We start from the raw sequence: 25424 nt of genomic DNA on the forward strand, positions 1-25424 counted from the left end.
GAACGAGTGATGGACCAGGGTGCTCCCCGGCTCGTCCCCCTCGCGCAGCTCGTAGCGCCACGTCGAGCTGATCCGGCCGGTGTCGTCGAGAACGGCCCACGCGAAGACGTCCGGCCGTTCCGCCTCGACGACCACGCAGGTCACCATGCTCTCATGCCCGCCGGGAAACCGGTTGCGGCCGATGAACCGGGCCCCCGCGACCGGTCCCCGGGCGCCGTCGCACCAGCCGCCGCCGATGACCTCCGGGCTCCACTCCGCGGTCCTGTCCACCGCGGTGACCGTGTCCCACATCCGTTCGCGCGGTATGGGGACGGGCAGGGTGACCGCCACCTGCGTACCGGTGACCGTGTCCATGGGTGCTCTCCTCTCCTTGACGTCCTCGTCGTCCTCGTCACCTGCATGACGAACGGGAAGGGCGCTCCACTACGGGCCGCGCCGGGATTTCTCCGGACGACCGGCCGGGGACGTCAGGAGCGGTGCAGCCACTCCAGGAGATCCGGTGGGGCCAGCCGGGCCGCCCGCTCGTGGTAGCGGCGCAGCTCGTCGCCGGTGAGGGTCTCGCGGCCCGCCCCGGACGTACCGCGGCGGAAGAAGGCGGCGGTGTCCTTGAGGATGCCGACGGGATCGGGGGCGAGCTCGGCGGCACGGGACCGCATGCTGGCGAAGGTCGCGGCCCTCACCAGCGCCGGCCAGTCCTCCGGGGGCACCTCGATGCCCAGTGACCGGGCGAGCCCGCGCATCTGACCGTCCAGATCACCCAGCAGGTCGTCGTAGTGCACCAGGAGGACGTTCGGCCGCCGGAGACGACGTGCCCAGGCGTCCGACAGATGCCACATCACCCCCGGCAGGGAGTCCATCTCCTCCATGGGCGAGACGTCCTGCTCCACCCAGCTCAGCAGCCATTCGCGCAACGGCGGCCTCGGCCGTGGCGGCGCGGACGGCTCCGGCCCGTTCGTGAGCACGCGGATACGTTCGCGGTCGAGGTTGTCGCTCTGGTGGTAGAGGGACACGGCCATGTCGAGCGGATGGCGGGCCACGACGATGTAGGTGGCCCGCTCGTCGATCGGGATCCCGTCCAGCGGTGTGTGCGTCTTGATGAACCTGCGGTGCCGCTGAGCCTCCAGCCGCGCGTACACCTCGTCCCTCGGGACGACCAGGTGGTCCAGCCACGGTGACGTCTCCGACAGCGGTCGCGGTGGCTCAGGGGTCCGGAAGACCAGGAGCGCGCAGATCATCTGCATCCACGTCGTACCGCTCTTCGAACGCGTGCTGATCACGATGTCGCCCCGCCGGAACGGGAACCCGTCCCACCGGGCACTGTCCTCCTCGGAGGAGGTGTACCGCACGGGCTTCTCCACCACTCGCCTTCTCCTTCCGGGCATTCGGCTCACCGCGCACGGCTCACCACATACGGCCTTACCGCGCACGGTCTTACGGCGCACGGCTCGCGGTCTCACCGCGCACCGCCTTACCGCGTACGGCTCACGGACCGGGCGTCCGGGAGCGACGCGGATCTTCACAGGGATCGGGAGCGCCGACGATACCGCGACCCGCCCCGGGCGCGCCGCCCGGCAGATGAGCGCCGCGCACGACCGCTCGGCCCGTCCCGTCGGACACCCTCCGCGGCTCCCGGCGAAGGACACCGACGTCCGGTGGACGAGGACGGTGGACCGCGGTCGCGGGAGAAAACTGCTCGCCCCGTACGGCCGGATCACCTATTGTGCCTGCCGTGCAGATCACCACGCTGGATCCCCAGCCGCGCTCCTACGGCCAGGGCACCCTGGTCACCGGCGCCACCAGGCTGCTGTTCATCAGCGGCCAGGTCCCCGAGGACGACGACGGGCACGTCCCGGACGACTTCGACGACCAGTGCCGGCTGGCCTGGCGCAACGTCCTGTCCGTCCTGCGAGCGGCGGACATGACCGTACGTGATCTGGTGAAGGTCACCGTCTTCCTGTCCGACCGGCGCCACCGGGAGGCCAACGCCCGGATCCGCCACGAGGTGCTCGGCGGCCACGCCCCCGCCCTGACCGTGATCATCACCGGCATCTACGACGAGGCCTGGTCCCTGGAGATCGAAGCCGTCGCGGCGGCCTGAGGTCCTTTCGCCTGTCCCCCCGGCGGACGCGATCCCGGGTCGCGTCACAGGGGAAGCCAGGACGGCCACCAGGGCGGGTCGCAGTCACCCGTGATCCCTTCGGTGGCGACGTCGTGGACGATCGTCGCCACCGGCCCGGTGATGGAGACGAGGATCGCGAAAGCCGTCATGACCGCCTTCCACCATCCGTGGTCAGCGAACCGTACCCGGTGGGCGATCAGGACGATCGGGAACGAGGCGAGCAGCGAGACCCCCGTGACGACGGGGAACACGATGAGCCTGCCCGCCATCCAGGTGAGGTCGAAGAAGTCCTCTCCCGTACCGGACTCGTCGAGGCAGTACCCGTGGGCCCGGGAGACCAGAAGGGCGTCGACGAAGGTCCCCAGCACCGCACACGCCGGCGCGACGGCCACCGAGACCCCGCACCCCATGGCCCAGAGCGCATCGCTCTCCCCTGACGTGTTCCGCTCGGCCACGGCGCAATCAAAACAGACGCCTATGAGCGTTGAGCGCAGACGATGTGAGGATACGATGCAGATCCTCCCGACCGTCTCTCACCTCATGGGGTGCCCGCAGTGGAGGGTTCGTCGGCCAGGCGGATCGCCAGCTCGATGCGCCAGCGGGTCTTCATCCGCTCGGACCTGGGGTCGGTGAGATAGGCCTCGTACCGGCAGCCGAACCGGTCACCCGCCGGGTTCTCCACGCAGTCGAACGTCAGGCCCTGCTCCCGTACCCACTCGATCAGGGCGCGGTTCGCCCGGCGGCCGTGGTTGACGTAGGTCAGCGTCGCGTACCGGCCCGCCGACAGCAGACCGGGGGTGACCCGGCCGTCGCCCTCGACGGGCTTGTCGGTGACGACGCCGACCTCGACGTCCATCGAGCCGGCCATGTCGACCACGTGCAGGCGGAAGAAGGTAGGTCCGAAATCGACGCCCCGATCGTCGAGCCATTCGTACAGCTCCCCCATGAGCTCGTCCCGGACGGCGAACATGCCGCGGAACGGCGTGACCACCCGGATGCCGGCACAGTGCCGATCCGGCCTGACACTGACCGAGGGACCCTCGACGATCTCCACCCGTACCTCCACGCGCCTTCGACCGCTCCCCGATGCTCACGGGCGGCATCACTATGCCCCATCGGGCGGTGCCGAGTCGATGTTCCGGACGGTCCCGAACGGGCCTTCTCGCCTACCTCGGTGAGAGGGATCGCTCGCTTTCGACGTCACGGCCACTTCGGCCAGAGGTGAGCACGGAATTTCCCGCTCATCGCGCATTTCGCCCCTGGCTCCCGACAAGCGGGACATGCTGCGAATTCCGGATTCCACCCATGGTCCGAGAGCGAAAAAGGGATCGGTTCAGAATCGTCCCCATTCCCGCTCTCACCCCTACGACCCACCGTTTCCAGGACGGTCGCCGTTCGGCACCGGCGCTCCCCGCGGATTCCCGCGGCTCTCCCGCCTCGGTCCTCGACCGGGAGCGCTCGTCGTCGATCTCCGAAGGGGGAAACGCACGCTCCGTGGTCACCCGGAGAGGCCATGGCGGGCCTGAGGAGGCGTCCGGGGCCGGAAACGGGTGGAATCTCAGTCCTCTAGCCCTGCTTGGGGCGGACCGCCTCTTTGCGGAGCTCGGCATGCAGGGACCGCTCGCGCTCCAGCCACGCCGGGTTCTCCGCCTTCAGCGCCTCGATCTCGGCGGTGGTGAGCGGCTCGGTGATCCCGCCCCTGAGCAGGCCGGCGATGGAGATCCTGAGCTTCGCGGCGATGACCTGCTTGGTGTGCGGGCCGTTGCGGCGCAGATCGGCGAGCCAGGCGGGAGGTGACGACTGCAGCTCGTTCAGCTCGTCCCGGGAGATGACACTCGCCTGGAACTCGGCGGGAGTGGCCGAGAGGGGGACACCCAGCTTCTTGGCCGCGGTCGCGGGCTTCATCGTCTGGACGCTCTTCGGTTTGGGCGAGGTCATGGCGTCAAGAATAGTCAGCCGGAACGGGTTCCCCTGACATCGGTACCCTGAGGAAGTGACCGATGAAGAGACCGGCAGGACGTTCCGACTGGCCTACGTGCCCGGGGTGACACCCGCGAAATGGGTCGGCGTCTGGACCGAGCGGATGCCCGACGTGCCGGTCACCCTGATCGCGGTTCCCGCCGCCGAGGCGGTGGAACTCCTGCGGAACGGCGGCGCCGACGCCGGATTCGTCAGGCCGCCGGCCGACCGGGACGGGCTCAGCGTGATCCCCCTCTACGAGGAGACCACGGTCGTCATGGTGCCCAAGGACCACGCAGTGACCGCCGCCGACGAGGTGCTCGTCGCCGACCTCGTCGACGACGAGGTGTTCCATCCCCTGGACGACGTCATCGAATGGGCGGTCAGGCCCGGGCTGCCCGCGTTCACCCGCCCGGACACGACGGCGGAGGCGGTCGAGCTGGTGGCGACCGGCACCGGGCTTCTCCTGGTCCCGCTGTCGCTGGCACGCCTCCACCACCGCAGGGATCTCACCTACCGGCCGGTGCCGGACGCGCCGCAGTCCCGGGTCGCGCTGGCCTGGCCCACGGACGCGACCACCGACCTGGTGGAGGATTTCATCGGCATCGTCCGCGGCCGGACGGTGAACAGCTCGCGAGGCCGTGGTACCCCCGCCGCTCCTGCCCCCGCCGCCGTGAAGAAACCGGCACAGCGGCAGGCCCAGAAACCCGCACAGAAGGGCTCCGCCCGCCGGACCGTGCCGACCGACCGCAAGAAGAAGGGCAACCGCCCCCGGTGACCTGTGGACAGGTGCGTCCGGGCGATGCCGCATTCGTCCGGGAAGCGGCGCACGCGGAGGCGACCAGGCCATGGTCTTTCTCCCCCGAGCCCGAGCTCTGACCGGCTGATCTACTCCACAGGCCCGATGAAGCGCTCCGGCTCGGATCCGCCCAGTACCGTCTCGCTTGTGCGGTGATCCGAGCCTGGGGCGACCGAGGCCGACACGACCACTGACCCAGACGTGCGGTCCACGATCGTCCACCGTCGTCCGCCCCGTCCGAGGTCGTTGTTACCAAGGACTCACGCTCTCTGAGCGACACGATCGTCGCAGAGTGCACCGGCAGGTCACCCGAGCTGCGACGTCACGCGGCCGAACGCAGGGTTCCCAGACCGGCCCTTCCAGGTGATCCGGCCATGGACCGCCGAGCTCGGCCCCCTTTTCACGCGGCCCGGGAACATCGCGTCAGCTCCGGTGAGGGCGAAGTGGCGGTGTCGTCCGGTTCCCAGATCTCCGGTCACCGTGCGCGCCTTCGCGGGCGGCGTCCCACACCCGGCCCGGCTCCAGGATCATGTGAAAGTTTCAGGTGCTTTTATCATCGGTCTCCTGCGCCGATACACCACAGGGCACGTACACGCCGGAGGGGGTCGTCGAAACTTTTACAAGAATCTTGACACGTTTCAGAGATGTTTTCACACTGAGTCCCCGGAGCGGTTTCCACTGCCGGGTGGTGATGCGGGGGCACCCGATCACGACGCCCTCGCGGTGTGTGTTCCGGTGCCGGGACCAGGAGGCGACCGGCGGGGAGCGGAGCCCCGCGCCGAAGACCACTCGGCGACGGCCGTCACGTGCCGATCCTGATGAGGGACTCATCGAAGAGAAGGAACGCCACAGTGCGACGACGTGTGAGTGAGACTCCGGCGCCTCGTGCCGCCAGGAGGGTCCGACCGGAGCCCGGGCCGCGGGGCGGGTGGGTGAGGCGTGCGATGGCCGCGGCGGTCGTCGTCCTCGGGCTGCTCGCGGTGACCGTCGCGACCCGGCCGGCATCGGCCGCCGACAATCCCTATCAGCGAGGTCCCGACCCCACCTTGGCCAGTGTGGCCGCCAGCAGGGGCAGCTTCGCCACCGCGCAGATCAGCGTGCCGTCCGGGAACGGCCTCGGCGGCGGGGTGATCTACTATCCGACGGACACCGGCCAGGGGACGTTCGGCGCGGTCGCGATCGTGCCCGGCTACTCCGCCCTGTTCGCCGACGAGGAGGCCTGGATGGGCCCCTGGCTCGCGTCCTTCGGCTTCGTCGTCATCGGGATCGAGACCAACAGCCGCACCGACGGGGCCGACGCCCGGGCGACCCAGCTGCTCGCCGCCCTGGACTATCTCACTCAGCGGAGTCCGGTACGCGACCGCGTCGACCCCGGCCGGTTGTCGGTGGTCGGCCACTCCGCGGGTGGCGCCGGCGCCCTCACCGCGGCGCTCCGGCGGCCCTCACTGAAGGCCGCGGTCGGGCTCGCACCCGGCTCGCCCACAGGGAACCTGAGCCTGGCCGACAACCGGGTGCCCACGATGTTCATCTCCGGGCAGAGGGACACGGTGGTCACGCCGTCCTACCTCAACCGGTTGTACGGCACTCTCCCCGCCGCGGCACAGAGTGCCTGGGTGGAGATAACCGGCGTGGACCACCTGTTCGCGACGAGGGCGAACACGACCGAGATGCGGACGCTGATCCCGTGGCTGAAGATCTTCGTTGACGACGACACCCGGTACACCCGGTTCCTGTGTCCGCTGATGGACTCCACCGGCATCTCGATGTACCGCAACACGTGCCCGTACGTGCCGCCGGTCACCCCGTCGCCCTCGCCTTCGGTCACCCCCTCCCCCTCGCCTTCGGTCACCCCGTCACCCTCCCCGTCCGCGGGCGCCTGCACCGCGAGCTACCGCACCACGAACTCGTGGCCGGGCGGCTATCAGGGTGAGGTCACGGTGACGGCGGGCGGCTCGGCGCTCAGAGGATGGACCGTCAGATGGACACCGGGCAACGGCCAGACGGTCAGCCAGGTGTGGAACGGCACGCTGGCCGCCGACGGCCCCGCGGTGACGGTGACGAACGTCTCCTACAACGGCTCGATCCCGGCGTCCGGCACGGCCACCTTCGGCTTCCTGGCGGGCGGTACGCCGTCACCCCCCGTCCTCACCTGCGCCGGCCGCCCGTGACACCCGTTCGGCACGCCGTGGCCGTCACCGGGTGACGCCACCGCCCCTCTCCTCCCGGCGTCGCCGAGTCGTCCTCCCACGCCGGGAGGCCCGCCCGCGTCATGACGGTGCCGATCGTCGGCGTGGCGCGGGCCGCGCCGTCGCCAGACGCGCCGATCATCCCGGCGGGGTGTCGTGAACGGCTTCGCGCGGGCCGAGCAGGGTGGCGAGCTGGTCCCGGCACAGTCGGCGATACTCCGCGGAGCCAGGGGCGACGCCCAGAATGCTCTGCACCATCTGCGGCATGGCGACCGGGGCGAAGGCGGCCATGTGCGCGAGCAGCACGATGAACTCGGCACTGACCGAGTCGGTGAGCTCGCCCGCGCGCTGACGATCACGGATGCGGCGCACACCGTCTTCGATTCGCCGTCCCTGTGTGTGATCGGACTCCTCGGCACCTTGGCCGGGGTCGTCGCCGAGGGCCTGCCACACGACCAGGCGGGCCCAGTCCAGGTGATCGAGGGTCACGTCGAGATATGCCTGTAGCGACTCGGCGAAGGTGGCCTCCGGAGGCACCAGTGTCTCCTGACGGGTGGACCAGCGCCGTCTGAGTTCGTCGAGCAGGCCCTGCTTCCCGCCGAAGTAGTAGGCGATCAACTGCTGGTTCACACCGGCCCGGGCCGCGATGCCCGCGGTTCGGGCTCCGGAGTAGCCCTTGGCCCCGAACTCGACCATGGCCGCGTCGAGGATCTTCTGCCGTGTTCGCTCGGCCATCCGTTCACGCTCTCCTGGAACGCGGTGCCGGCGGGACGCGCGTGGCTGTTCGTCGGATCCTTCGTGCGCGGTCACCGTCCCAGTACAGCAGTTAATCGTTTGATTGACAAATATCAATCAAACGATTGATACTTCCTCGACCACCTGGATCACATGGAGGGACAGGACATGGCGAGGATCGTGGTGTTCGCCGAGTACGGCGAACCGGAGGTACTGCGGGTGATCGAAACGGACGACCCGTACCCCGGGGAAGGAGAGATCCGGGTCCGGGTGAAGGCGGCCGGTGTACAGCCGTTCGACGCCGGCTACCGACGTGGCGCTTTCGCCCGGTACAACCCCGCCGTGTTCCCGGCGCGCCTCGGGAACGAGGTGGCGGGTGTCGTCGACATGGTCGGGACCGGTGTCACCGAGTTCACGGCGGGCGAGCCGATCATCGCCTTCGTCGACGCCGTCGGCTACGCCGACACCGTCGTGGCACCGGCGGCCAACGCCGTGCGCAAGCCGTCCACCATGCCGTGGCCGGAGGCCGGAGTCCTGTCGGCCAGCGGGCAGACGGCCGACACCGCGCTCGACGCGCTGAACGTCACCGCCGGCGACCGCCTGCTGATACACGCGGCGGCCGGTGGCGTCGGCTCGTTCGCGACACAGCTCGCGGTCGCACGTGGGGCCACGGTGATCGGCACCGCGAGCCGGCACAATCACGCTTACCTGGAGGGCCTCGGCGCCATACCGGTGACATACGGACCTGGACTCGCCGATCGGGTCCGGCGGCTGGCGCCGGAGGGCATCACCGCGGCGCTGGACTGCATCGGCGGCGAGGCCAACGACATCTCCGTGCGACTGCTCGGCACGGCCGAGCGTGCCGTCACCCTGGCCGACTGGCAGGCCGAGCAACGCTGTGGAGTACGCAGGGTCGGGACCGACCGCTCAGCCGCCCGGCTCGCCGATCTTGTCGTTCGTTACGAGAAAGGCGACCTGACGGTGCCGATATGGAAGCGGTTCGGCCTGGAGGAAGCGTCCCTTGCGCATCGAGAGATCGAGACCGGTCATGCCCGCGGGAAAATCGTACTGGTGACGACGTGAGCGGAATCGACACCACCGTCTTCACCGAGGGTGAGATCGCCTACCTCTCCACCCAGCGACTCGGCCGCCTGGCCACGATCGCACCGGACGACGGCCCGCAGGTCAATCCGGTCTCCTGTTACTACAATCCGTTGACCAACACGATCGACATCGGCGGTCACAACATGGCCGCCAGCCGTAAGTACCGTAACGTGCGGGCGAGGCCACGGGCCGCCGTCGTCGTCGACGACATGCCGGGCGGCATGGACAGCATTCGATGCCTGGAAATCCGCGGCACCGCGGAGGCCATCGACACCCCTTCCGACAGCGCCGCCCGTACGTTCGGCGCGATCATCCGTATCCATCCGCGACGCGTCATCAGCTGGGGCATCGACCCGCCTCATCGAGCCCGCGGCGCCCGATCCATCCCGCGGGGGTGAGGTCAGGCGCATCGACGGGGCGGTCCGCGAACCCCACGTCGGACAGGTGGGGGCATCCCATCGACGCCCCCACGTGATCCATCCTGAAGAAGGCAGGCAACCACCGCGCGACGAAGCCCTGACGTCCGCCCGAAGGCATATGAGGTTCCGGCCTCTCGACCCAGCTCGGAACCTCACGGCGGGCACCACCGGGTTCGAACCGGCGACATCTCGCTTGCAAGGCGATCCAAACGGGGGCACGACCAGGGCCGATACCGGCCCTGACCTGGGCGTACGGTCCACGACCGTCCACCGTCGTCCGCCCCCGTCCGGTGTCGTTGTCACCTAGTTGGTTACCCAGAACTGGCGCTCTCCGTCGGCCTGCGCGGCTCCTCCGCCCAGACGTCCCGGCCGTTGCTCCATAGCGCGGAGGCGTGGCACCCGATCCGATTGAACAGCCTGTCGTCCTGGTGGCTGCTCAGGCGCATCGTCGGCGAGTTCCCTCGGCGCCCGTAATGCAAACGGACCAGTCGACCTTGTGAACGAGGCTCTCCGGTCCGGCCGAAGCCCCGCCCTGGCTATGAGCCAGGGGTTATATTCTGAAGATGGCATGGGAGATCGTCCTACTGGAACCCGTGGAGTCCTGGTTCCTCAAACTCTGTGAGAGCGATCCGGGCTCGGCGGCTCTCGTCGAGAAGGCGATCGATCGGCTCGCCGAGGTCGGCCCCGTCCTTGGACGCCCCTTGGTGGACACGTTGGAGGACGACGACCTGAACAACCTGAAGGAGCTCCGTCCAGGCTCGCGGGGGCGGTCAGAGATTAGAATCATCTTCATCTTCGATCCCGACAGAGAAGCGGTCTTCCTCGTGGCCGGAGACAAGGCAGGCAAGTGGTCGCGCTGGTACGACGAGGCGATCCCGCTGGCCAAGTCTCGCTACGCGGAGTACCGGGCGGAGAAGAAGGCCGAGCAGACCAAGGAGGACAGGCGATGAGCCCTGCGCGCCGCTGGCAGGAGGTCAAGGCTGAGGCCCACCGGCTCCATCCCGAGCTGGCCACTCCCGAGCGACAGGCTGCCGCTGAAGCCGAACTGGATGCGTACGTGGCGGGGTATCACCTGAAAGAGCTGCGCAAGTCGCTGGGAAAAACCCAGGCCGAGGTCGCCGCCGCGCTCGGCATCTCCCAGTCTCGGGTCTCCCAGATCGAGAACGGTGACCCCGATGCCATGGAACTGGAAACCCTTCGAGCCTACGCGGCCGCGCTGGGTGGACACGTCGAGGTGACGATCAGTGTCGGCCCACACTCCGTCAAGGTTGCCTGAGATCAGGCGAGCCCATCCGAGACAGCTTCCCAGCGGGAACATCTCGCGCGTGAAGGCGACATCTGTCCAACCGGCGATGCGATGCGCGTAGCGGGTAAAAAGAAAAGCCCTTGCCCTGTTTTAGCAGGTCAGGGGCTGTTGGTGGGCACTACTGTGTTCGAACCAGTGACATCTCGCTTGTAAGGCGATCCGAGCGGGGGCACGACCAGGGCCGATACCGGCTCTGACCTGGGCGTACGGTCCACGCCCGTCCACCGTTGTCCGCCCCCGTCCGGGGTCGTTGTCACCCAGTTGGTCACTCAGGTGCGGCACCTCGGATCAATCAGGCAGCAGCCTGAACGCCGATATGTGGCGAGGTCGGACGACCCTGAAGTGCCGATGATCCACCGTGGCGATCTCCTTCAGCCCGAGGCGTTCAGCGATGGCGATCACCGCCGAGTCGACGAGCCCCAGCGGCAGATCGAGGTAGGTCTCGACGAGTTGCGCCATGCGCGGCAAGTCCTCGTCCTCCAACTCAGCCACATGAAAGCCGTTACCGCCGAACGACTTGAGGAACGTCACCTCAGCCTGCGGACCCACACGAGAGTCAAGCAGATAGCCCACCTCGCCCATCACCGGCGACGGAACGAGCAACGGCCCTTCGGCCTGGCGGAGGAGTTTCAGACACGCCTGGTGATGTTGGTCCTTCACGTTACCTGCGGCGAGAAGAACACCCGTGTCACACAGGAGCACGTCAGCGGCCCCACTCCGAGCGGAGGATCTCTTCGTGCCGCTCAGCAAGATCGGAGGGGGCCTCGAACGACGCGAAGAACGGAAGATCGCGCTCACTCGACTCAGGCTCACCCAAGCGACCGCGGATGAGCTCCAGAGCCGGACGCAGTTCCGCCTCCGGCAGCTGATCTACCAGGTGATGCAGTTCCTCACGCATGACGCTCATACCCACAAGTGTAGGTCGCCACTTCCCGAGCATCAGGCTCATCCTCTCAAAGCATGATCAGAAGAGATGACCGGATCCGGCCATGCGTGACCCGAGCAGATGTCTCAGACGTCACATACGAACCGTAGAAAACCGGAGACATCGTGAGCTACCCACCCCAAGGCCGGCAACCATACGACCGATACCCCCAGCAACATGGTCACGGCCAGCCTCAGCAGCCACTACCAGGGTATGGCTATGCCCAACACCCTTACCAGCCTCAATACGGCCAGCCCGGACACGGCTTTCCGCCTCCAACTCCGCCGCCTCAGGGCAAGGGAGCGGTGTTCTGGCTTCTCGTAGCCGGGGCTCCGCTCCTGCTGTTGTTCGGATGTGTCGCCGTGGTCGGATCCGTCGCCAAGACTGATCCAGCCCCCGAACGTACGACCCTCGCCCAGCCATCCGCACAAAACCCGGTCAAGGCGCGCCCATCCGAGACGGACAACCCGTCACAGCCCACCTCGGAGACGACCACGCCAGCCGTGCAGCAGCCACTTGAGACCATCGAGGACGGCACATGGGTCGTCGGTGAGGACATCGCCGCCGGCAACTACAAGGTGACTGCGCCAGTGTCGAGCAGCTGTTACTGGGAGATCACAAAGTCTGGCACCAATGGGGACGACATCGTTGAGAACGATCTTCCCGGTGGAGGTCTACCTCGCGTCACCCTTTCTGAAGGGCAGGATTTCCAGTCGCTGCGCTGTGGAACCTGGAGCAAGCGCTGATTGGTGGATTCTTGAACGACTCGATCTGAAAGCAGTCTCATCAAGGGGAGGAAGCGGCTCCAGGCAGCGTTACTCACTGATCTGGCGAGCGATCACCATGTGACGAAGCACCATATCTTCTGAAAACACAAGAGGCTCTGACCTGTTAACGCAGGTCAGAGCCTTGAAGTGGGCACTACTGGGTTCGAACCAGTGACATCTCGCTTGTAAGGCGAGCGCTCTACCGCTGAGCTAAGCGCCCCGGGGATCCCGCCGGATAGACGGGACAACCTTACGCCACCGGAGGGGATTTCAGCACATCGACCGACCACGTATCGCCCGCGTCGGTGACACCGGCCGCGTACCAGCCGAGGAGGGCGGCGCCGAGCATGCCCGCGGACATCCCGAGGGCGGACCGGCGCAGGGGCGGGGCGTCCCGGAAGGCGAGACGGGCACCGAGCCGTTCGGCCAGGGGGACGGTCAGGAGCGGTCCCGCCTCGGCGAGGCCACCACCGAGGACGATGGCCGAGGGGTCCAGCAGCAGCGTGTAGGTGGCCAGGGCCAGTGAGAGGGCCTCGACCGCGTCGCCCCAGATCTCGGTGGCGAGCGGGTCCCCCGCCGCGGTCAGGGCTGCGACCCTCTCGGCGGTGACGGGGCCCTGGCCCGCGGGCGTGACGGCCTCGGAAAGGGACGATGCGGGCGTGACGGTCTCGGAAAGGGAAGAGCCGGGGGTGATGGCCTCGGAAAAGGGCGAGGTGCCCAGCCGGGCGGAGTAGCGGCGGGCCACGGCCGAGGCGGAGGCGTAGGTCTCCAGGCAGCCGATCTGGCCGCACGCGCACCGCTCCCCCGACGGCAGCACCGGGATGTGGCCGATCTCGCCGGCCCAGCCCGCGCTCCCGCCGTACGGCTCGCCGCGCAGGATCGTGGTGCCCGCGATGCCGGTGCCGATCGGCAGGAACAGGAAGTCCGACAGTTCCCGGCCGGCGCCCAGGACGCTCTCGGCCAGGCCGCCGGTGCGCACGTCGTGGCCGAGCCGCACGGGGACGTCCAGCGGGACGAGGTCGGTGGCGGGGACGTCGCGCCAGCCGATGTTGGCCGAGTAGACGGCCGTCTCGGCGTTGACCAGGCCGGGAACCGCGAGTCCCACCCCGGCGGGGGTGCCGTCGCCGGAGGCGGCGAGGTCGGAGATGAAGGAGCGGATCTCCGCGATGACGGCGTCCGGGCCCCGGTCGCGCGGGGTCGCCCGGCGTCCGGTACGGACGATCTCGCCGGAGCGGGTGACGAGGCCGCCCTTCATCGACGTCCCACCGACGTCCAGGGCAACGACGAAGGAGCTCATGCACCCATCCAGCGGGTCGAAGGGGCGGGATCGAGCCCGACCCTAGCGCACCCCCGATGAGCCGCCACGGACCGGATGTCCTTTTCCCTGCCTGCCGGGACCGTCACCCTGCGGGACCGTCGCTCGCAGGACAGGACGGTCCGGGGGACAAGGGAAGAGCCGCGACCGCTCAGGACGCGACGTCCCGGTCGTGGATCAGGAGGAGCGGCGACCGCTCAGAGCACCGCGCCATGGTCATGCCCCACATCCCGGCCGATCGTCCCGGCCCATCGACGAGAGACGCCGGCCGCTCAGTGGACGCGGCGCAGGACCCGGGCCAGGGCGGCCTCGACCTCGTCGGCCAGGCCAGGGGCGCAGGAGACGACCGGCCGTCCGCCGCCGCGGGCGAGCCGTACCGCGCCGCAGGAGCGGCACTCGACCTCGCCGAGGCGGCAGATCAGCGCGGCCGAGCCGCACGAGGAGCACGTGTCGAGATCGACGTCGTGGGTGCGCCGGCAGTCCGGGCAGACGAGCACCTGTGTCTCGTCGCGTACCCCGCGTGTCCACGGGCTGGCGCCGCGTACGGGGTCGGTCTGCCTGGCCCCGCAGGAGAAGCAGGGCATGATCGCCTCCGAGAGGTCGGACCGGCGGGCGCCTCGCGGGCGGCCACCGGATCACCGCTTAGGGAAGTTCGGCGAGCACCTTGAGGTACTCGGTGACGTCGCGAGCCTGCGGGATCGGGTTCACGACACGCCAGCGGACCACGCCCTCGCCGTCGATGACGAAGGTCCCGCGCTTCGCGAAGCCGTTCTCCTCGTCGAAGACACCGTATGCCCGGGCGGCCTGTCCATGTGGCCAGAAATCGGAGAGAAGCCGGAAGGTGTAGCCCTGCCGGTCCGCCCAGGCGCGCTGGGCGAAGATCGAGTCGACCGAGACGGTGGCCACCGTGACGTCACCGGGCAGGGCGGGCAGGAACTCGTCCCTGAGGGCGTCGAGCTCGCTGCCGCAGACGCCGCTGAACGCGAGGGGGTAGAAGATCAGCACGATCCTTCCACCCCGGTGGGCGGAGAGCCTGAACGGGGCGCCGTGCTGGTCGCGCAGTTCGAGGTCCGGAGCCTGGGCGCCCACCTCGATCACCATGGCGGGTCCTCTCTCGGACGTCGGCGGGATGACGGCACGCGTCATCATCCTGCCGTACGGCTCGCGCGAGCCGTACGGCAGGGCGGACCCTTAGCGGCGCGCCTTGGGCGTCGCCAGACGCGTCCCCGACCAATCGGGGGCGGCACTGATGCTGCTGGTCTGCGAGAGACCCGCAGTGGTGGCGTCTTCCCCGATGTCGCTCGGCTCCACGTGCCCGTCCCGGCCGGCCTTGGGAGTGAGCAGCCAGATCTGGCCTCCGTCGGTGAGGTTGGTCACCACGCTGCTCAGGGCGTCGAAAAGATCACCGTCACCGTCGCGCCACCAGAGCAGCACGACGTCGACGACGTCCTCGAAGTCTTCGTCGACCAGTTCGTTGCCGGTCAGCTCCTCGATGGAGTCGCGCAGATCGTCGTCGGCGTCCTCATCCCATCCGACCTCCTGCACCACCTGACCCGGCTTGAGGCCGAGCCGTTCGGCCAGGCCGCGTTCGCCTTGCGCCTGACCCGCGGTCGCGCTCACGTTTGTCCCTCCTGCTTGGATGGCCCCGCATTCACACGGTGCTCAGAGTGCTTCGGCACAGTCCACACGCTGTGACCCTCAGTCGTCAACGGTCGCCACGGCAACGACTGGGCTACGTATGAATCAGTCCGACAAAAATGACAAACGGACCTGGCGTTCCGGGTTGTCGACGTTGAGGTCCACCACCGCGATGGACTGCCAGGTTCCCAGCGCGAGCCGTCCCGACAGCACGGGGACGGTGGCGTACGGCGGAATGAGGGCCGGCATGACATGCGACCGTCCATGCCCCCTGGATCCGTGCGCATGCCTGTATCTGTCGTCGGCCGGGAGCAGGACCCCCAGGGCCGCGAGCAGATCGTCGTCGCTGCCGGAGCCCAGCTCCAGCACGGCGACGCCGGCGGTCGCGTGGGGCACGAAGACGTTCAGCAGCCCGTCGCCCCCACATGACCGGACGAAGCTCTCGCACTCGGAGGTGATGTCGTGCACCCGTTCCCGGGAACCCGTTACCACCTCGATCGTCTGAGATCTCACATACCGATCCTACGATCCATCCTGAGCTGCGGTGACGGCCGAGGCCCGCTCCGGCCGCGCCGGGCCCCTCGTCCGGTGCGTGCCCGCCCGGACGGATCGCCCCACACAGGGACGTACCACCCCGCTCTCGCCCCCTACCGACCCCGGAAAGCGGTCCGGGCGGGCATCGCGGGCGTAGGTCGTTCGTTACATATATAAGGAAGGAACGAGACGGTGGACCGGCCCCGGCGAAGGCCGCCGGAGGGTCCCGGGAGGCGGGAGGGCAGGTGACCCGCGCCACCGTACGGGCCGCCGGGGCCGTCCCGCCGGGCCCGGTGCGGGGAGATCGAGCGGGGCCGGACGGATTCCCGGGAGATGAACCTGTAAAAAAGGGGGAACCACCATGTAACCTTTGGTGGCAATTCGTCCTACCATCGGTGGTCTAGGCCACTTTCCTACCTCTGCCAGCAGTGATCTCCTGGTTACCGGGAAGTAGAGATGCACTTTCCGGGGTAAGCGACCAGGATGGAAGACGACCCACACCAGACAAAAGTCCATCCTCGGAAGGCGAGACCCAGTGGCTTCCGGACGCCAGCGTTTCTCGATCATCAGTGACGGCCTACCCAGCCAGCTTCCTGATGTCGATCCCAGTGAGACCCAGGAGTGGCTCGAGTCGCTCGACAACGTCATCAGGACGGAAGGCCGCACTCGCGCCCGTTACCTGATGCTCCGGCTGCTGGAACGGGCCCGTGAGCACCAGGTCGGCGTGCCCGGCCTGCGCAGCACCGACTACATCAACACCATCCCGCCGGAGCGCGAGCCCTGGTTCCCCGGGGACGAGTACGTCGAGCGCCGGATCCGCGCCTACACGCGCTGGAACGCGGCCGTCATGGTGACCCGGGCCAACGCCCGCACCAACGTGGGCGGCCACATCGCCACCTACGCCTCGGCGGCCTCGCTCTACGAGGTGGGCTTCAACCACTTCTTCCGCGGCAAGGACCACGGCGAGTCCGGGGACCAGGTCTTCTTCCAGGGTCACGCGGCGCCGGGCATCTACGCCCGCGCCTTCCTGGAGGGCCGACTCAACGAGGGTCAGCTCGACGCCTTCCGCCAGGAGCTCTCGCACGGGTTCAAGGGCCTGCCCTCCTACCCGCACCCGCGCCTGATGCCCGACTTCTGGGAGTTCCCCACGGTCTCCATGGGCCTCGGCCCGATCGGGGCGATCTACCAGGCCCGGTTCAACCGCTACCTGCTGAACCGGAAGATCAAGGACACCAGCCGCAGCCACGTCTGGTGCTACCTCGGCGACGGCGAGATGGACGAGCCCGAGTCGCTCGGCGCGATCGGCGTGGCCGCCCGCGAGGAGCTCGACAACCTCACCTTCGTGATCAACTGCAACCTGCAGCGCCTGGACGGGCCGGTGCGGGGCAACGGAAAGATCATCCAGGAGCTGGAGTCGTACTTCCGGGGCGCCGGCTGGAACGTCATCAAGGTCGTCTGGGGCCGCGACTGGGACCCGCTGCTCGCGGCCGACGTCGACGGCGTGCTGGTCAACAAGATGAACACGGTCCCCGACGGGCAGTTCCAGACCTACTCGGTCGAGGACGGCGCGTACATCCGGGAGAACTTCTTCGGCGACGACCCGCGCCTGCGCAAGATGGTCGAGCACCTGTCCGACGAGGAGATCCGCAAGCTCTCGCGCGGCGGCCACGACTACCGCAAGGTGTACGCGGCCTACAAGGCGGCCCGTGAGCACGTCGGCCAGCCGACGGTCATCCTCGCCCAGACCATCAAGGGCTGGACGCTGGGCAAGGACTTCGAGGCGCGCAACGCGACGCACCAGATGAAGAAGATGTCCAAGGCCGACCTGAAGGAGTTCCGCGACCGGCTCTACCTGCCGATCCCCGACTCCGCGCTCGAGGCCGACCTGCCGCCCTACTTCCACCCGGGCGAGAACGACCCCGAGATCCAGTACATGAAGGAGCGCCGCGCCGCGCTGGGCGGCTTCCTGCCCAAGCGGGTGGTACGCGCCAAGCCGGTCACGCTGCCCGGCGACGCCGCGTACGCGCAGCTGAAGAAGGGCTCGGGCAAGCAGAACGTCGCCACCACGATGGCGTTCGTCCGCCTGCTCAAGGACCTCATGCGGGACAAGGAGATCGGCCACCGGTTCGTGCCGATCATCCCGGACGAGGCGCGCACCTTCGGCCTCGACGCGATCTTCCCGACGGCGAAGATCTACTCGCCGCACGGGCAGACCTACGACGCGGTCGACCGTGAGCTGCTGCTGTCGTACAAGGAGTCGACCGAGGGTCAGATCCTGCACGAGGGCATCAGCGAGGCCGGGTCGATGGCCTCGGCGATCGCGGTGGGCTCGTCGTACGCCACGCACGGCGAGCAGATGATCCCGATCTACATCTTCTACTCGATGTTCGGCTGGCAGCGCACCGGCGACCAGATGTGGCAGATGGCCGACCAGATGGGCCGGGGCTTCCTGCTCGGCGCCACGGCCGGCCGTACCACCCTGAACGGGGAGGGCCTGCAGCACGAGGACGGCCACACCCCGCTGATCGCCTCGACGAACCCGGCGGCGGTCTCCTACGACCCCTCCTGGGGCTTCGAGGTGGCCCACATCGTCAAGGACGGCCTGCGGAGGATGTACGGCGAGGAGCCGGAGAACGTCTTCTACTACATGACCGTCTACAACGAGCCCTACCTGCAGCCCGCCGAGCCCCAGGGCCTGGACGTGCAGGGGCTGCTCAGGGGGCTCTACCGGTTCGCCGCGGCCCCGGCCGTGACCGGTTCGGCGCCCAGGGCCAACATCCTGGCCTCCGGTGTGGCCGGGCCGTGGGCCATGGAGGCCCAGCGGATGCTGGCCGAGGACTGGGGTGTGGCGGCCGAGGTGTGGTCGGCCACCTCCTGGACGGAGCTGCGCCGCGACGCGCTCGCCGCCGAGGAGCACAACCTGCTCAACCCCGACGCCGAGAAGCGGGTGCCGTACGTCACCCAGGCGCTCTCGGCGGCCCAGGGGCCGTTCGTGGGCGTCAGCGACTACATGCGGGCGGTCCAGGACCAGATCGCCCAGTGGGTGCCCGGTGACTGGAGCTCGCTCGGCACCGACGGGTTCGGCCTGTCCGACACCCGGTCGGCGCTGCGCCGCCACTTCCACGTGGACGCCGCGTCGATCACGCTGGCCGTGCTCACCCAGCTCGTCGGGCGCGGCGAGCTCGACCCGGAGGTGCTGGGCGACGCCATCGCCATGTACCACCTGAAGAACGGCGTGACCGAGGCCGGGGGCGCCGAGAGCAACGACACCCAGTCCATGGGAGTGTGATCCTGTCCGGGCGGGTTCCCTTTTCCAGGGGGCCCGCCCGGTTAGGGTGGAATCGCTTCCCCCGGCAGACGACTCCAGGGGAGCTGTTCCATGGCAAGAATCCTCAGGGCGGCCGTGACGATCGCCGTCCTGTCCACCGCGCTCGCCGCCTGCAGCGGTGAGGGGGGCGGGAACGGAGCGGCCCCGGCCGGTTCGGGACCGGCCGTCGGCCCGGCCTCGTCCAGCCCCTCGGCTCCCGCCACCCCCGTGCCCGCGGGCGCGATCACCTGGGGACCGTGCACCGACGTCAAGCGGCCCGGCGAGCAGATCCCGGCCAAGCCCGACCCCGCCCAGGAGTGCGGCAACCTCAGGGTCCCGCTCGACTACGCCGCCCCGGCCGGCGAGGCCATCGACATCGCGGTCATCCGGATCAAGGCCCAGGGGCCGGGGGCGCGGATCGGCTCGCTGGTCTTCAACTTCGGCGGCCCCGGCGCCTCGGGCGTCGACACCCTGGCCCAGGCCGCCAAGGCCTTCACCGACCTGAACAAGCGCTACGACCTGGTCAGCTTCGACCCGCGCGGGGTGGACCGCAGCTCCGGCGTCAGGTGCGGCGACAGGGCGGTGATGGACGAGTACACCTCGATGGACACGCTGCCCGCCACCGCCGCCGAGCGGGCCGAGATCCAGCGGGTCACCGGGAGGTTCACCGCGGCCTGCGGGCGGACCTCGGGCCGGGTGCTCCCGCACGTCGGGACCGTGAACGCCGCCGCCGACATGGACCGCCTCCGGGCGGCCCTGGGCGAGCGGGAACTGCACTACTTCGGCATCTCCTACGGGACGCAGCTCGGCGCGGTGTACGCGACCAGGTTCCCGCGCAACGTGGGCCGGTTCGTGCTGGACGCCCCGCTGGACCCGCGGGTGTCCATGGCCGAGCGCTCCAGGGTCCAGACGCAGGGGTTCCAGCACGCCTACGAGTCCTTCCTCAGGGACTGCGTGAAGCGGCCCGGCGAGTGCGAGATCGGCGCGGACGTGACCGTCGCCGGCAAGAACGTCACCGCGCTGATGGACGAGCTGAACGACAGGCCCCTCAAGGTCGGCGACCGGCAGCTGACGCAGGGGCTGGCGGGCGTCGGCATCGCCGCGGCGCTGTACTCGGAGATGACCTGGCCGCTGCTGGACCAGGCGCTGGGCGAGGCGATCAAGGGCGACGGGCGGATCCTGCTGGTGATGGCCGACAGCTACAACGGCCGCCTGCCGGACGGGAAGTACACCACCCTGATGAGCAGTTTCCCGGCGATCAGCTGCGTGGACACCGCCGAACGGCCGAGCCCGGATCAGCTGGCCGCGATCGAGGCCGAGACGATGAAGATCTCCCCGCTCTTCGGTGGCGCCGGCATGGGACTGATCTGCTCGATGTGGCCGGTCCCCGGCAGTGACGCGGCCAGGCGGGTCGACGCCTCGGGCTCGGCGCCGATCCTGGTGATCGGCGGCACCGGCGACCCCGCCACCCCGTACGAGTGGGCGCCCAAGCTCACGGCCGAGCTGCGCACCGGCGTGCTGGTGACCTACAAGGGCGAGGGGCACGGCGCCTACCTGTCGGGCGACTCGTGCGTCAAGAAGGTCACCGAGGACTACCTGATCGGCGGGAAGGTCCCGGCGAAGGGCGTCACCTGCGTCGGTTCGTGAGCCCCTGCCGTCCCCCCGCGGGGCGGCGCCACGGCCGGGACGTGCCTTCGCGCACGTCCCGGTCGCGGGGCCGCGGGGTCCCCCGGTGCCTAGCAGGTCTCCAGGCGGGGCCGCGCGGTCTCGAAGCGGAAGCCGACCCTGCCCAGGTGTTTCCTGAGCAGGCGCTCCATGCTCTCGTCCGCGTACATGGCGGTGATGACCTCGTTGATCCTGCGGCAGGCCACCGGGTCGCCGCGCCTCATCGCCACGCCGTACCGCTCGGTGGTGAGCCTGAGGCCGGCGATCTGGAGCCTGATGCCGTGCAGGCGGGTCCCGAAGCCGGCGATCAGCAGGTCGTCCCCGGTCATGGCGTCGGCGCTGCCGTCGGCCACCTGGGACGCGCACTGCACGGGGTCGTCGGCCCGGACGTCGACGAAGGCGACGCCCCGTTCGCGGATCAGCGATCCGGTGGTCTGGCCCCGCGTCAGGCAGATCCTCCTGCCCCGCAGCTCCCCCAGCTTGTCGATCTTCGAGCTGGCCCGGACCAGCACGTCGCGGTGGGCGACGTAGTACGGCCCGGCGAAGGCGACCCGGCCGGGGTCGGCGTTCTCGATGGAGAAGTTGGAGATCACGAGATCGACCCTGCCCTTCTCGATCGCGTCCTCCCTGGGCATCGAGCCCAGCCGCACCAGCCTCAGGCCGCCGTCCGGCACGCCCAGACCCGTGGCCACGCGTCCGGCCACGTCGATCTCGAAGCCCCGGGGCGGGTCACCCAGCGAGATCCCGGGCAGGCCGTCGCGGTAGCCCACCCGGAGCGTGCCGGTGGTCCTGATCCGGTCGAGCAGGCGCGAGGAAGGGGTGGCCCGTACCGGGGTCTGCTGCGGGGGCGTCTGCGCCAGGGTCCGGGTGGGCGTGGCCTCCGCGGTGAGCAGGCCGGAGCGGGCGGCCAGGAAGGCGCCCGCCACCCCGAGGACCGCGAGGCCCCCGGCGACGCCGGTGATCACGGTACGGCGCCGTCGTGTCCCCGCCGCACCCGCCGCGCCGGCCGTGCCCGCCCGTTCCCCGGGTCCCGTCAGGTCGACCGTGGCGTTCTGCGCCCCCTCGGCCAGTTCCTCCTGCGACGCCTCCCCCTCGCCGGGCGGATGGCCGAGCAGGCGACGCAGCAGGGCGTCGGAGGCGGGCCGCAGGCGCTGCTCCTTGCTCAGGCAGGCCGCGACGATCTCGCGCAGCCCTTCGGGCAGGCCGCTCAGGTCGGCCTCGTGGTTGATGACCCGGTTGAGGGTCGCCACGATCGTCTCGCTCCCGAAGGGGGCCTTGCCGGTGGCGGTGAAGGCGATGGTCGAACCCCAGGCGAACACGTCGGCGGGGAAGCCCACCCGCTCTCCGGCGATCTGCTCGGGCGCCATGTAGGCGGGGGTGCCGACCGCGCGGGTGGTGATCGTGCCGCTCTCGTCGATGATCTTCGCGATGCCGAAGTCGACGACCCTGGGACCGTCACCGGCGAGCAGGACGTTGTCGGGCTTGAAGTCGCGGTGCGCGATGCCGGCGTGGTGGATCGCGGCCAGCGCGGTGGCGGTGCCGACGGCCAGTCGTTCGAGCGCCTCCCCCGACAGCGGCCCGTCGCGCTCGACGACCTCGCGCAGCGAGGGGCCCTCGATCAGCTCGCTGGCGATGTAGGGGGTCTCGCCGTCGAGGTCGGCGTCGAGCACCCTGGCGGTGCAGAAGGGCGCCACCCTGCGGGCCGCCGCCAGCTCCCGGGCGAAACGGGACCGCGCGTGCTCCTGCCCGGTGAAGCGCACGTGCAGCAGCTTGACGGCGGCACGCTCACCGCCGTCGGACTCCCCCAGGTAGACGACCCCCTGGCCGCCCTCCCCCAGCCTGCCCTTGAGCGAGTACTCCCCCAGCCGCGGCGGATCCCCCGGCCGCAACGGTCTGATCTCCGGCACCGCGGACCCCTCGTTCAGCGCGCTTTGCCAGAACATTACACATCCGGCCGATCGTCCAGGAGCGGCGTCGGCGTGCGGGGGCGGGCGCCGGGGCCCGGGGGAAGCGGGGGATCAGCGCACGGCCGCCGTCGCGAGCCCGGCGGTGCGGGCGAGGTGGGCGGCGGAGCGGGAGACGAGGTCGAGGGCCCCGGGCAGGCCGGCGTACAGCAGGCGGCCGGCGCGCTTCACGACGCGGCCCGCGACGATCACGGTGTCCACGTCGCCGGGGCCCGCTGCGGTCACCACCGCGCCGATCGGGTCGTGGACCGGCGCGAGGCTCAGGGAGCCGGTCCGCAGGATCACCAGGTCGGCCTGCGAGCCCGGCCGCAGCGATCCGATCCGGTCCGCCATGCCGAGGGCCTCGGCGCCGCCGAGCGTGGCCATCCTCAGCATGTCGGCGGCCGACGGCGAGCCGCCGCGCAGGCGCTCGGCGGCGAACGCGGCCCGCATCACGGTGAACATGTCGCCCGGCGCGTCGGTCACCGTGTCGACGCCCAGCCCGACCGGGACACCGGCGTCGCGGAACCTGCCGGACTCCGGGTATCCGTGTCCCATCTGCGCCTCCACGACCGGGGTGACCGAGGCGGTGGCGCCGCTGCCGGCCAGGAGTCCCATCGCCTCGTCGGAGAAACCGTTGCCGTGCACGACCATGACGTCGGGCCCGAGCAGGGCCTCGGCGTGCAGCCGCTCGACCGCGCCGGTCCCGGTCGCGTGCAGGCTGATCGGCAGGCCCAGCTCGCGGGCCAGTTCCCAGTCGGCCCGCGCGGCGCCGACGGAGCCGTAGACGGGTCCCCACGCGGCCAGGGCGGGGGTGATCAGGTCCGTGCCGGCGGTGAGCGCGGCGACCCGGCGTACCTCGTCCTCGCGGCGCGCGCCGTCGGCGGGCGCGGGGTGCGCGTAGCCGAACACGGCGCGGATCCCGGCCTCGCGCAGGGCGTCGAGGGCGGCGTCGGTGTGGGCCGGGGTGAGCTGGACGTGCGACCAGTCGTACAGCGTGGTGACGCCCGCGTCGAGCGCCTCCAGGGCGCCCCACAGGTTCGCCGCGTGGACGTCCTCGGGGCGGAACGCGGGGGCGAGCCTGCCCAGCACGAGGTCGAGATAGCCGCCGAGCGTGACGTCGGCCGCGACCGAGCGCAGCGCGCTCTGCCACACGTGCCGGTGGGTGTCGACGAAACCGGGCAGCAGGATCCCGCCGGCCGCGTCGACGACCTCGGCGCCCCCGGTGACCTTCGCGGCGAGGTCGCGCCCGACCGCGGCGATCACCCCCTCCTCCACCAGTACGTCGGCCCCCTCCAGGACGCGCGGCCGCGGTTCGGTGTCGATCACGGTCGCGCCGGTGACGATCATTCGCACGACAATCTCTCCGTTCAGAAAGCAACTAGAAAAGCTTTTAGGAAAGCTATCAGCACGAGGAGGTACCCTCAACCCCATGGGCACACGGGAGGCGGCGCGGCGTGACCGCGTCGACGAGATGATGGACGGCTGGCGGGCGGAGCTGCCCGAGGCCGCCACCGTGCAGCTGGAGATCGTCAAGCGCGCCGGCCGGCTGAAGTCCCTGGTCGAGGAGGTCACCCAGGCCGTGCTCGGCGGGTACGGCCTGACGTACGCCGAGTTCGACGTGCTGGCCACGCTGCGCCGGGCCGGGGCCCCCTACCGGCTGAAGCCCAGCAGGCTCGCCTCGCGCTCCTCCCTCACCACCGGGGGGACGAGCAACATCCTGCAGCGGCTCACCGCGGCCGGGCTGGTCGAGCGCGAGCCCGACCCCGACGACGGCCGGAGCTCGTGGGTGCGGCTGACGCCCCAGGGCGTGCGGCGGGCCGAGGAGCTGGCCCTGGCCACCGGCGAGGCGCACGCCGACCTGCTGGCCGGGGTCCCGGACGAGACCGCGCGGGCCCTGGCCGACCTGCTGCGCGAGGTGCTCCTCGCCCTGGGGGACCGGCCCGGCCCCGCCCGCCGCGCCTGATCCGGCCGCCCGTCACGCGGCACGCGGCCGGGACCGCACGACGCGCGACCGCCCGTGTCCCGCGCCGTCACGGGGAGCGTCCGCACGATGCGCGACCGGCCGCGCCACACCGTCCGGAAGAGGTCCCGCACGATGCGCGAGGGCTGCGCCACGCCGTCACGGAGAAGGTCCCGCACGATGCGCGACCGCCGTGCCGCGCGCCGTCACGGGGGATACGTACCATCAAAGATGGATAGCGCTGTTGAACAGACAAAACCCCATCGGTAGCCTATGGCGACACATCTCATTGGAGCTCGATGTCCGGACCACCGAAACACCCCTTGGCGGCAGGAGGCAATCCTCCGCCCAGACCACCCGCCAAGTCCTCCAAGGGCATGGCCTCCAAGGTGATCACCCTGACCGGGATCGGCGTCGTCTCGCTGCTGCTGATCGGCTACTGCTCGGCGCAGGACGACTACGAGGAGGTCGGCGCCGAGTGCGTCGACATGAACAGCCGCCTGCCCGACGGCACGTACGCGGTCGTGGACGAGGACTACTGCGACGACAATCGCACCTACTACGGGTCGCGGGGCGCCTACGGCTGGTACTACGGCGGCATCAGGAGCGGCGTGCGCATCCGGCAGGGCACCACCGTCCGCCCGTCGGACGTCAGGATCACCTCCCCCAAGGGCACCGTCATCCAGCGCGGCGGCTTCGGCGGCCGTAGCTCGGGCGGGAGCTGAGTCCGCGCGGTGAGC

27 protein-coding genes and 1 tRNA gene are annotated in these 25424 nt (G+C 69.8%); 12 read left to right on the plus strand and 16 right to left on the minus strand.

The features are described from left to right. Both ABD832_RS17480 and ABD832_RS17485 read right to left on the minus strand, forming a co-directional pair. Positions 1–354, minus strand: a 354-nt coding sequence (locus ABD832_RS17480; RefSeq protein ID WP_344896031.1) for an SRPBCC family protein, incomplete at its 3' end; no start/stop codon positions are given. A gap of 113 nt (positions 355–467) precedes the next feature. Then, a complete protein-coding gene (locus tag ABD832_RS17485) occupies positions 468–1361 on the minus strand; it encodes a sulfotransferase domain-containing protein (protein WP_344896034.1) in 894 nt (297 codons plus the stop codon). Positions 1362–1729: 368 nt separating this feature from the next. On the opposite strand from ABD832_RS17485, the gene ABD832_RS17490 reads away from it, so the two are divergent. Continuing rightward, complete coding sequence (locus tag ABD832_RS17490) at positions 1730–2098, plus strand: RidA family protein (RefSeq protein ID WP_344896039.1); 369 nt, start codon at positions 1730–1732, stop codon at positions 2096–2098. Positions 2099–2142: 44 nt separating this feature from the next. Here ABD832_RS17490 and ABD832_RS17495 read toward each other — a convergent pair whose 3' ends face one another. The 3 genes from ABD832_RS17495 to ABD832_RS17505 all read right to left on the minus strand — a co-directional run bounded on the left by ABD832_RS17495 (position 2143) and on the right by ABD832_RS17505 (position 4057). After that, on the minus strand, positions 2143–2574 hold the full coding sequence (locus ABD832_RS17495; protein WP_344896042.1) for a hypothetical protein: 432 nt from the start codon (positions 2572–2574) through the stop codon (positions 2143–2145). An 83-nt stretch (positions 2575–2657) separates the two neighbouring features. Beyond that, a complete protein-coding gene (locus ABD832_RS17500; protein ID WP_344896045.1) occupies positions 2658–3173 on the minus strand; it encodes a GyrI-like domain-containing protein in 516 nt (171 codons plus the stop codon). Between the two features lie 512 nt (positions 3174–3685). Continuing rightward, the gene (locus ABD832_RS17505; protein ID WP_344896048.1) at positions 3686–4057 is read right to left on the minus strand and encodes a DUF5997 family protein; all 372 of its coding nucleotides are present in this window, start codon (positions 4055–4057) and stop codon (positions 3686–3688) included. 55 nt (positions 4058–4112) lie between these two features. On the opposite strand from ABD832_RS17505, the gene ABD832_RS17510 reads away from it, so the two are divergent. Beyond that, entirely contained in the window at positions 4113–4856 is a 744-nt protein-coding gene (locus tag ABD832_RS17510) for a LysR family substrate-binding domain-containing protein (RefSeq protein ID WP_344896051.1), read from the plus strand. Positions 4857–5821: 965 nt separating this feature from the next. Then, the gene (locus ABD832_RS17515; RefSeq protein ID WP_344896054.1) at positions 5822–7045 is read left to right on the plus strand and encodes a poly(ethylene terephthalate) hydrolase family protein; all 1224 of its coding nucleotides are present in this window, start codon (positions 5822–5824) and stop codon (positions 7043–7045) included. Between the two features lie 156 nt (positions 7046–7201). On the opposite strand, the gene ABD832_RS17520 is transcribed toward ABD832_RS17515, so the two are convergent. Next, positions 7202–7798 (minus strand): TetR/AcrR family transcriptional regulator, encoded by a 597-nt coding sequence (locus tag ABD832_RS17520; protein WP_344896056.1) that lies wholly within the window; start codon positions 7796–7798, stop codon positions 7202–7204. 180 nt (positions 7799–7978) lie between these two features. Between ABD832_RS17520 and ABD832_RS17525 the strand changes: the two genes are divergently transcribed. The 4 genes from ABD832_RS17525 to ABD832_RS17540 all read left to right on the plus strand — a co-directional run bounded on the left by ABD832_RS17525 (position 7979) and on the right by ABD832_RS17540 (position 10597). Further along, positions 7979–8881 carry an NADP-dependent oxidoreductase gene (locus ABD832_RS17525; RefSeq protein WP_344896059.1) on the plus strand — a complete coding sequence of 301 codons (903 nt, stop codon included), beginning with the start codon at positions 7979–7981 and terminating at the stop codon, positions 8879–8881. Then, positions 8878–9300, plus strand: coding sequence for a PPOX class F420-dependent oxidoreductase (locus ABD832_RS17530; RefSeq protein ID WP_344896062.1), 423 nt, complete (start codon positions 8878–8880; stop codon positions 9298–9300). The genes ABD832_RS17525 and ABD832_RS17530 overlap by 4 nt, the downstream gene beginning before the upstream one ends. Positions 9301–9884: 584 nt before the next feature. Continuing rightward, positions 9885–10271, plus strand: a complete 387-nt coding sequence (locus ABD832_RS17535; protein WP_344896065.1) for a type II toxin-antitoxin system RelE/ParE family toxin — start codon at positions 9885–9887, stop codon at positions 10269–10271. Beyond that, positions 10268–10597 (plus strand): helix-turn-helix domain-containing protein, encoded by a 330-nt coding sequence (locus tag ABD832_RS17540; protein WP_262850068.1) that lies wholly within the window; start codon positions 10268–10270, stop codon positions 10595–10597. The genes ABD832_RS17535 and ABD832_RS17540 overlap by 4 nt, the downstream gene beginning before the upstream one ends. Positions 10598–10915: 318 nt before the next feature. On the opposite strand, the gene ABD832_RS17545 is transcribed toward ABD832_RS17540, so the two are convergent. Both ABD832_RS17545 and ABD832_RS17550 read right to left on the minus strand, forming a co-directional pair. Next, the gene (locus ABD832_RS17545) at positions 10916–11329 is read right to left on the minus strand and encodes a type II toxin-antitoxin system VapC family toxin (RefSeq protein ID WP_344896073.1); all 414 of its coding nucleotides are present in this window, start codon (positions 11327–11329) and stop codon (positions 10916–10918) included. Between the two features lies 1 nt (position 11330). Continuing rightward, positions 11331–11534 (minus strand): hypothetical protein, encoded by a 204-nt coding sequence (locus ABD832_RS17550; protein WP_344896076.1) that lies wholly within the window; start codon positions 11532–11534, stop codon positions 11331–11333. Between the two features lie 323 nt (positions 11535–11857). On the opposite strand from ABD832_RS17550, the gene ABD832_RS17555 reads away from it, so the two are divergent. Beyond that, positions 11858–12298, plus strand: coding sequence for an Rv1352/Rv1906c domain-containing protein (locus tag ABD832_RS17555; protein WP_344896079.1), 441 nt, complete (start codon positions 11858–11860; stop codon positions 12296–12298). Positions 12299–12467: 169 nt separating this feature from the next. Here the strand turns inward: ABD832_RS17555 and ABD832_RS17560 are convergent. From ABD832_RS17560 to ABD832_RS17585, 6 genes are all read right to left on the minus strand, one after another. Further along, positions 12468–12539: transfer RNA gene (locus ABD832_RS17560), tRNA-Val, on the minus strand. 30 nt (positions 12540–12569) lie between these two features. Continuing rightward, positions 12570–13616, minus strand: a complete 1047-nt coding sequence (locus ABD832_RS17565; protein ID WP_344896082.1) for an ROK family protein — start codon at positions 13614–13616, stop codon at positions 12570–12572. Between the two features lie 290 nt (positions 13617–13906). Next, complete coding sequence (locus ABD832_RS17570; protein WP_344896085.1) at positions 13907–14218, minus strand: hypothetical protein; 312 nt, start codon at positions 14216–14218, stop codon at positions 13907–13909. 58 nt (positions 14219–14276) lie between these two features. Continuing rightward, on the minus strand, positions 14277–14735 hold the full coding sequence (locus tag ABD832_RS17575; protein WP_344896088.1) for a peroxiredoxin: 459 nt from the start codon (positions 14733–14735) through the stop codon (positions 14277–14279). Between the two features lie 90 nt (positions 14736–14825). Continuing rightward, positions 14826–15254, minus strand: coding sequence for a DUF3052 domain-containing protein (locus ABD832_RS17580; protein WP_344896091.1), 429 nt, complete (start codon positions 15252–15254; stop codon positions 14826–14828). A gap of 123 nt (positions 15255–15377) precedes the next feature. Further along, complete coding sequence (locus ABD832_RS17585) at positions 15378–15785, minus strand: secondary thiamine-phosphate synthase enzyme YjbQ (protein ID WP_344896094.1); 408 nt, start codon at positions 15783–15785, stop codon at positions 15378–15380. Positions 15786–16341: 556 nt separating this feature from the next. On the opposite strand from ABD832_RS17585, the gene aceE reads away from it, so the two are divergent. Together aceE and ABD832_RS17595 are read left to right on the plus strand one after the other, a co-directional pair. Continuing rightward, positions 16342–19095: a pyruvate dehydrogenase (acetyl-transferring), homodimeric type gene (aceE, locus tag ABD832_RS17590; protein WP_344896097.1), complete on the plus strand. Its 2754-nt coding sequence runs from the start codon at positions 16342–16344 to the stop codon at positions 19093–19095. A 90-nt stretch (positions 19096–19185) separates the two neighbouring features. Then, positions 19186–20760 (plus strand): alpha/beta hydrolase, encoded by a 1575-nt coding sequence (locus tag ABD832_RS17595; RefSeq protein WP_344896100.1) that lies wholly within the window; start codon positions 19186–19188, stop codon positions 20758–20760. A gap of 89 nt (positions 20761–20849) precedes the next feature. Here the strand turns inward: ABD832_RS17595 and ABD832_RS17600 are convergent, their stop codons facing one another. Both ABD832_RS17600 and ABD832_RS17605 read right to left on the minus strand, forming a co-directional pair. After that, positions 20850–22721 (minus strand): serine/threonine-protein kinase, encoded by a 1872-nt coding sequence (locus ABD832_RS17600; protein WP_344896103.1) that lies wholly within the window; start codon positions 22719–22721, stop codon positions 20850–20852. Between the two features lie 75 nt (positions 22722–22796). After that, positions 22797–24071 carry an amidohydrolase family protein gene (locus tag ABD832_RS17605; protein ID WP_344896333.1) on the minus strand — a complete coding sequence of 425 codons (1275 nt, stop codon included), beginning with the start codon at positions 24069–24071 and terminating at the stop codon, positions 22797–22799. 82 nt (positions 24072–24153) lie between these two features. Between ABD832_RS17605 and ABD832_RS17610 the strand changes: the two genes are divergently transcribed. Beyond that, positions 24154–24687: a MarR family winged helix-turn-helix transcriptional regulator gene (locus tag ABD832_RS17610; protein ID WP_344896106.1), complete on the plus strand. Its 534-nt coding sequence runs from the start codon at positions 24154–24156 to the stop codon at positions 24685–24687. Positions 24688–25061: 374 nt separating this feature from the next. Beyond that, on the plus strand, positions 25062–25409 hold the full coding sequence (locus ABD832_RS17615; RefSeq protein ID WP_344896109.1) for a hypothetical protein: 348 nt from the start codon (positions 25062–25064) through the stop codon (positions 25407–25409). Positions 25410–25424 lie beyond the last annotated feature (15 nt).

The sequence above is a fragment of the Streptosporangium longisporum genome (genome assembly GCF_039534895.1).
GTDB classification, from domain to species: Bacteria; Actinomycetota; Actinomycetes; order Streptosporangiales; family Streptosporangiaceae; genus Streptosporangium; species Streptosporangium longisporum.